The following is a 7,628-nucleotide window of genomic DNA, read 5'->3' on the forward strand; positions in this document are numbered from 1 at the left end:
AGTTTTTTTCGTTTCTATTGAATACTAATGCTCTATCAAAAGTTTGTTATGCGAGCAATCTATTGTGCAGCCGAGTTTTTTTTTTCAACTTAGGGATTCATAACACACACAACAGGTGTATGGTCGGATGGGTTTTCCAGCTTGCGCAACCTGCTATCTATATAACACGTTTCCAACCTATCAATAGCTTGAGGTGATAGCAGCATATGATCTATTCGCATTCCTTGATTATTTCTTAGTGAATTGCCTTGATAGTGCCACCAAGTAAACTGTTGTAAATTTGGGTTAGACGTTCTAAATGCGTCTTTAAACCCAAGATTCAGGATTGCCCTTAATTTCTCGCGTTCTTTTATATGAAAACACACTTGACCATTCAATAAAATTGGGTCAAAAACATCAATTTCATTCGGTGCAACATTGTAGTCGCCAGCTATAATAGTTAGCTCCTCATTCTTCAACAAATAGCCCATTCTTTCGTGTAGGTTATCGAGAAACTTGAGTTTGTAGGCAAATGCGTGAGAATCTGGGTTTTGACCGTTTGGAACGTATACGCTTCCTACTCTTATCTTCTGATTATTGTGCTTTACTTTGCACTCTATATGACGCGCTTCTTGGTAGTCTTCTACAATGTCAATTTTAAATTTCTCTAGTATTGGATGTTTAGATAAAACGCAAACACCATTTCTTGCAACTTGTCCATAGACAATGCATTCATACTCGAGCTTCTCTATTTCCGCATAAGGAAATTGCTCTTCTGTACACTTTATTTCTTGCAGCAGAATTATATCTATCTGACTATCAATTATGAAACTACAGAGCTGCTCCACTCTTTTGCGTACAGAGTTGACATTCCAAGTGGCAATTTTTAGCATCAGCAACCCTTATTAATTATATCAATTAAACTCTCTTTAGTAGGTAGCCTCGACGTTATAACTTTTTTCCATTTGATTGACTTCAAACTATCAGCAATATTCTTACTCATAGCACATGCAACTATATCGCTCATTGCATGAGATAGGCCACTTTTCGAAACTAAAGAACAGAATATTCTTGCTGTTTGTGAAGAAAAAAAAGCAACACTACCGATTTTACTACCTGATAACAAATTTTTGCACCTGTGAGTTAGATTCCTTTTAATAATTGTTTTGTAGAGTATAACTTCTCTTACGTTAAAACCTTCTTCAGATAATCTTTTTTTCAAATCGCATGATATTTCCTGTCCCCTGATATATAGGAACTTTACTGCTATTGAATAGTGATTTTTTATAAATGATATCAGACCCTCAACATTACTGTCTGCTGATGTGATATCAGAAAACCCTAAATCCTTTGCAGTTTGCATCGTTGAGCTACCAACTGTAATTATTGAAAGGTCATCTACTCTGCATGTTTGGCTAAATGCCTTCACACTATTTTTACTTGTGGATATCACCACATCAAATTCATATGCGGATATATCAGGCTGCAGATATTTTATTGTGAATACTGGCTCCATGTATACTCTATACCCATATTTCCTCAGCGCACTTCTCGTATCCAGTGAGTCTGATAAAGGCCTAGTCAACAAGATAGACTTCATTCTAATCCACTTTACTACAGGTAAAATAATACCTTTATAAAAAAAATTACTGAATAAAAATTTTTAAGTAGGTTATATTTCTTGTCACCAATTCTGGACTCCACTGAAGCCTTAAGATGTACAGTCCCAGGGTGTGATGGTATGATAAAGTGTGAGGGAAAATACCATTAGAAGGAGAAATTATGAGACTATACGTCTAAAGTAGAATACTATTTGCCTAAATATGACTTTTCTTGTCAACTTATACATTAAACCAGCTTTGGCATATGCGAAAAAACTACTTAACAAGTTCCTTCATCCCCCCCTATCATAGTACTATGGGCGTTTTAGGCTTAAAATTTATCTTTAATCTTTGTATTAAGTGACAAAAGCACAGTATAAAACAAGGTGTGTTATGTTTTGTTTTTGCAGCGTGGACACTACATGTCTTTATAAATTTTTGTCACATTAGCTGAGCCTTGCTTACTAAGCAGTATAAAGAGAGAACCGGACGCCAAATTTTTGAGAGGACAGTAAACAACTCACATCACAGGTTTTCTTTGTCTTTTTTTTAATTAGTTTTAAAATTAACTAATCTCATTTTTTTTACAAAAAAGCTGCTTAACAAGTTTTGAAATTCCCCTTATAATAACATTATGGGTATTTATAATCCCAAGGTCAGCTATTTGCCAAGCGTATAAGGTATTACGCTAAGTTCTTAAATAGATATTGACCAGGGTTTCTTTTGCCTTTTTTCAGTGAATTTTTTATAGCTACTGTAATCTTGTTAGCAGGACCTAGAGTACTCTATGAGCATTTTAAATTTCAAGAAATGAAAATCTCTAGTTTTCAAGTGAAGAAAAGTCTACAATTATATGAAATTTCAGGAGTATAATGTTTAACTTCAAAATATTTTGTAATGTCCATTGCCTTTGAAGTTATTATGGCTGTTCGCTATTTGCGAGCAAAAAATGCCAGGTTTTGCTCTATCATGACTTTATTTTCTATTATTGGCATTGCTCTTGGAGTTGCAACGCTAATAGTGGTGATGTCTGTAATGAATGGATTCAGGGCAAAGTTGCTTGACTCGATACTTGGCATTGATGGCCATATTAATGTTTATTTCAATAGAAACATAAATTCAGATTATCATGCAGTATTAAAATCTATTGAGAAGATTCCAAGTGTATTGAAAGCAACTCCTATGACCAATGACCAAGTTATCATTGCAGCAAATGGTAAAATTACAAGTAGCGTAGTGCGAGGCGTATCAGTTAAAGACTTATTTAATAATACTACTGTTACAAATAATATAATTGTGGGTAATGTAAGAAAATTCGATGAAGGGGTGATAATAGGGGCACGATTAGCAGAAGCTTTGAACACTGACTGTGGGAATAAAATTATGCTTATATCACCGGAAGGATTTGATGCATTGTTTGATGAGATACCGAGAATGAAGGAATATGAGGTTGTTGCAATATTTGATATGGGTATGTTTGAGTATGACAATACTTTAATGTATATGCCCATAAAATCAGCACAGGCTTTTTTTAATTATAAAGATAGTATAAGAAATATAGAAGTATTTGTAGATGACATTACTAAGGCTAATGAGCTAGCAAACGCTATAGAAAAAGAAACAGGAATGGAAGCTGAAAGTTGGCAATTACAACAAAGCCACTATTTTTATGCTTTAAAGGCTGAAAGAAATGTAATGTTTTTAATTCTCACTTTGATTATAATTGTGGCAGCATTTAATATTGTTTCAAGCTTGATGATGATAGTGCAAGAAAAGAAATCTGCAATTGCAATTATGCGTACATTTGGTGCAACAAGTGGAAGCATTATACGCATATTTTGCACTTGTGGGCTACTGATTGGTTTTATAGGAACTTGTCTTGGCTGCATTATAGGTGTTGTTTTTTCCCTCAATATTGAAAATATTAGAATGTTTTTAGAAAGCATCACTAACGTTAAATTGTTTGATCCTATGATATACTTTTTTTCAAGCTTGCCAGTGATATTAGTTCCCCAAGACGTAGTAAATATTTCTGCACTTGCATTATTTCTATCATTTTTAGCAACAATTGCTCCTGCATTACAAGCGGCTGCGCAAGATCCTGCGGAGATACTACGGTATGAATGATATTCAACAAAAATGCATAGGCTGGTTCTTAATTGTGTTATTACTCGTTAGTTATATTACAATAAATAACATAGTATTTTTAAAAATAAATCAGCAAGAAAGCGAGGCCAATATAAAGGCTTTGATGGAAAACATAGATGAGCTCAAGATGTTGCTTGAGGTTAATCAATCTAGAATAGAAAAGAAGATGTTTGAACTAAAGAGAAACCTGCACACTCAATATGAGCAAGGTGATGGTAGCTCAGGGCATAAGAACCTTGCAAAATTACTGCTATTTGTGGCTAAAATGAAGAATTCGTTATTACAAGAAGCAAGATTTGATAATCATGTAAATTCAATAAAGCCTTTAATATCGGAACTTGACGACCCAGAGATAGAGAATGCAGTGAGTGAATTGGAAAATTTAAAAGAGATAAATACTTTACATGAGTTGAAATTATCTTTTGAAAAGACCATTGCTGTTATTGACTATAATAGGAGTACATTCTTTAAAAGAATCATTTCCAACTTGATAAAGGTAAAAGATAAAAATGATCCACTGAGAGCAAAGTTGGCAGAAATTGAGGAGTCGATAAACGATAATGATTGGCAGAGCATAGCTACTACAATAGGTAATTTAACACATCCAGAATTTAACCCATGGCTCAATAAATTGAATGGTTTTATTGTAGCTTCTAAGAATATTTCAATAATATATCATCACTTATTACAATATATCTCATGACTTACTTCATAGTTTTCGCTCTCTCTTTTTTATTTGGCATATGGATCAAAGTGGGCGGTGAAGTAATGAGATTAGAATTAGGTAGTTACACTATAAGTGTTGATCTATATTTCATTATTTTTGCTTGTGTATTTTTATTGTTTTTATTAATTGTACTTGCACGCTTTTGTTCTTCCATTTCATCAACATTTGCCAACATAAGAAATAGAAGAAAGGATAAAGAAGAATTGCTTCTTTTTGAAGCTCTTTTTAGCATGGATCTGGGCAATACAGAGAATGCTCACAAGCTAGTTAAAAATCTAAATGAGGAAAGTGATAAGTTATCCTTAATAAAACTCTTTAACTCAGGTAAGATGGGAAATTACAGCTTCTTCAGCAACGGTTTAACAAGCATTGCAAGTAAAAATCGCAACTTAGCTCTACTTCTGGTCAGTAAACTGATTGTCCACCTCAAACAAGAGGGGACAATCTTTCAAAAGTTTATAGAGTATTGCTCAAGTTCAGTTGATGATAAAATTCTGTCTATTCCATTTCAAATAGAGCATTGCATATTGCAAGAAGATTGGGTTAACGCAATTTTGAAGTTAAAGGAAGCTGAGAAGCTTAATATTTTCCTTCCTTTTGATTGCAAAAAAATGTTAGCAGTTTTTTATTGCGCTTTAGCAAAGCAATATGAAAGTAAAGGGAATTATAAGGAAGCTATAAAGTCTTTATTTAGAGCGCAAAATCATTGCGCAACTTTTCAGCCTATCAATTATTTAAAGGCGAAATTATATATTAAACTTGGAAAAATCAGAAAAGCTTCTGCAGTACTAGAGGCAGAGTATACAGTAAATCCTACTCCTGAGTCAGCAAAAACTTACATCAGTTTAAACAGTAAAGGTGCTGAAAGGCTATACGGCTTGCGTCCTGATTATTATTTTAGTTATTGTTTACTTGCTTTGTCTTCAATGAGCTTAGGTAAATATGATCTTGCAAATCAACACCTAGACATTGCTATGAAAAAAGCTAATTACATATCAGTTTACCTTATTACGACACGGCTTAAAATTAAATTGCAAGAATACGACGAGGCAGTTCACTTACTAAACAAGATAGATTCAGAAGCTTTACTTGATCCAAGTTGGAAATGTAAAAACTGTAGTAAACAGCTAAAGCAGTGGGATTACAAGTGTTCAAGTTGTAATAGCTTTAATTGTGTGTATTATGTTCAATAGTAGCTTATATACATAGCTATCATTTCTAACACTGCTTAGCTGTACAGGTACCACTTTTTTACCTCACATATTAATACTATATTAATCATAATCAGGTTAATGATTTATGTCAATCAAAATTGTAAAATAAATTTTCTTAATTTTGTTATATAAATTGGTTAATATTAGTACTAAACTTATCGATAAATTATAATATAAATAATGTTGTTGTAGAAATTTATAACAATATTTCCCTGTAACGTTTAATAAATTTCAATAAATTGCTTTTTTAATTATGGATAAGTATACACTCTGTTAATATGTTTAGTTTAAAATCCAAAAGTAAGTTCATGCTTTCTGTTGGAGAAGGAGGTACAATATTACTATATTTCAAAAATAACACTTTAAATAAAAGATACTTTATTAAGGACAAAAATGATAAAGCAGTATCTGATCTAAGCTTATGCCTTTCATCGGATAAAAAAGCACCTTTATATCTAGTGCTCAATCATGCAGATCAGAATTACTTGCTATACTCCATTCCAAAAGTAAATAGGATTAGTGCCTACCTATCAGCAAAAGCAAAGGTGGAGCATTTTGCTCGCAATAATGATATAAGCTCAGTTTATTTGGTTGGGAAACCGAATAAATTTAACCAAAACTGGTATTATCTTCTTGTTTCATCAAAAGCAAAACATTTAGTGGAATACTGGTTAGATGTGTTTATAGAGATAGGCTCTAACTTTAAGGGAGTATTAATGTTTCCTATAGAAATAAATAATATGGCAAAAAAGATCTTCTATAAGGACCATGATAATTGGAAGATCATAGTTGTTGCAACCAAAACTGGAGGCTATAGACAAGTGGTTTTTAAAGAGAATAAAATGGTATTTACGCGTTTAGTGCCGTTTACTAAGGACAATCTACCAGGAATTATTGCGGGCGGAATATATCAAGAAGTGCGAAATACTATTCGGTCCTTAACTAAGTTTGGCCTCAAGAAAAACGACCTTGTCGACCTTTGCATGGTGGTACCAGAAGATATTAAGACTAGTTTATCAGTCATAAGTTTTCCGGAGAATAGCGTAAGCATATTAACTCCATATGAGCTGGGCAAGTCGCTAGGGTTGGAATTAGCTGTAAGTGAGAAAGACAGTTTTTGCGACACCATAATTCTATTTCACAGTTTTAAGAATAAACCTGCAGCTGTTTTCAATACAAAGGAAACTAAAGAATTTTATCTACTAAACTACCTTTATTTGCACTCTCCTCGAATTTTTCTATACTTTGCTTCAATTTTAATTGTAATCAATATGCTTAATTTGTTAAATTTACACTCGAATCTTAACGTTGCTAGTAATTTATCAGCAAAGAAGGGAGCTTTAGATAATCAATTAATGAAACTCAGCCAAAACTATAATGTAAAAAAAATAAGTGAAATTTATAATTTTATTAACATCAATAACATTTTATCTAAGATGGAATATTCTCCTCTTGTACAAGTGAAGTATGTAGAAAAATTAAAAGTACCGGGTGTAAAACTTCAATCATTTGAGTGGAATTATAATGAGGCAGTAAATTATATTACCACAGTTTTAAGGTTTGACTTTCAGTCCGGCAAAGATATTTCTCATCAATACAAGGAACTACAAAAAAAATTAAACAACAATTTTCGTACCTATGACATTGATATTTCTAGTTTACCTGCCACTAAAAAGCAAAATATATCTATTGATGTTAAAATAGGAGAGGCTATGTAAGCTAATGACTATCTTCCAGTTAAAAAAAAGAGTTGCAATTCAACTTGTGTTTTATTTGTTATTATCTGTTGGGTTAATAGGGACGTTAACTTGCGTTGTTATTTATAGTAAAAAAGTCCATAGTAAAAGCCGAAATGCCATTGATGAGATACGTTCTATAAATTTACAAATCACTGAAGTTCAAAAAAAGGAAGTTGTCTTAAATAAAAACCTGGATTTGTGGAAAAGAATTTCTTCTTCA

6 protein-coding genes and 1 pseudogene are annotated in these 7,628 nt (G+C 32.6%); 5 read left to right on the forward strand and 2 right to left on the reverse strand.

The features are described 5' to 3' along the window. Positions 1–89: 89 nt before the first annotated feature. Both xth and IHO40_RS03755 read right to left on the reverse strand, forming a co-directional pair. Positions 90–872, reverse strand: coding sequence for an exodeoxyribonuclease III (gene xth, locus IHO40_RS03750; protein WP_225536828.1), 783 nt, complete (start codon positions 870–872; stop codon positions 90–92). Continuing rightward, on the reverse strand, positions 872–1,579 hold the full coding sequence (locus tag IHO40_RS03755) for a uroporphyrinogen-III synthase (protein WP_225536829.1): 708 nt from the start codon (positions 1,577–1,579) through the stop codon (positions 872–874). The genes xth and IHO40_RS03755 overlap by 1 nt, the downstream gene beginning before the upstream one ends. 898 nt (positions 1,580–2,477) lie before the next feature. On the opposite strand from IHO40_RS03755, the gene IHO40_RS03760 reads away from it, so the two are divergent. The 5 genes and pseudogenes from IHO40_RS03760 to IHO40_RS03780 form a co-directional block, all read left to right on the forward strand. After that, the gene (locus tag IHO40_RS03760; protein WP_225536830.1) at positions 2,478–3,707 is read left to right on the forward strand and encodes a lipoprotein-releasing ABC transporter permease subunit; all 1,230 of its coding nucleotides are present in this window, start codon (positions 2,478–2,480) and stop codon (positions 3,705–3,707) included. Continuing rightward, a complete protein-coding gene (locus IHO40_RS03765) occupies positions 3,700–4,431 on the forward strand; it encodes a hypothetical protein (protein WP_225536831.1) in 732 nt (243 codons plus the stop codon). The genes IHO40_RS03760 and IHO40_RS03765 overlap by 8 nt, the downstream gene beginning before the upstream one ends. Beyond that, complete coding sequence (locus IHO40_RS03770) at positions 4,428–5,648, forward strand: tetratricopeptide repeat protein (protein ID WP_225536832.1); 1,221 nt, start codon at positions 4,428–4,430, stop codon at positions 5,646–5,648. The genes IHO40_RS03765 and IHO40_RS03770 overlap by 4 nt, the downstream gene beginning before the upstream one ends. Before the next feature lie 299 nt (positions 5,649–5,947). Further along, positions 5,948–7,387, forward strand: coding sequence for a hypothetical protein (locus IHO40_RS03775; RefSeq protein WP_225536833.1), 1,440 nt, complete (start codon positions 5,948–5,950; stop codon positions 7,385–7,387). A gap of 4 nt (positions 7,388–7,391) precedes the next feature. Further along, positions 7,392–7,628, forward strand: a pseudogene (locus tag IHO40_RS03780) (hypothetical protein); the annotation flags it as partial.

The sequence above is a fragment of the Wolbachia endosymbiont of Mansonella ozzardi genome, from assembly GCF_020278625.1.
In the GTDB taxonomy this organism is placed as follows: Bacteria; Pseudomonadota; Alphaproteobacteria; order Rickettsiales; family Anaplasmataceae; genus Wolbachia.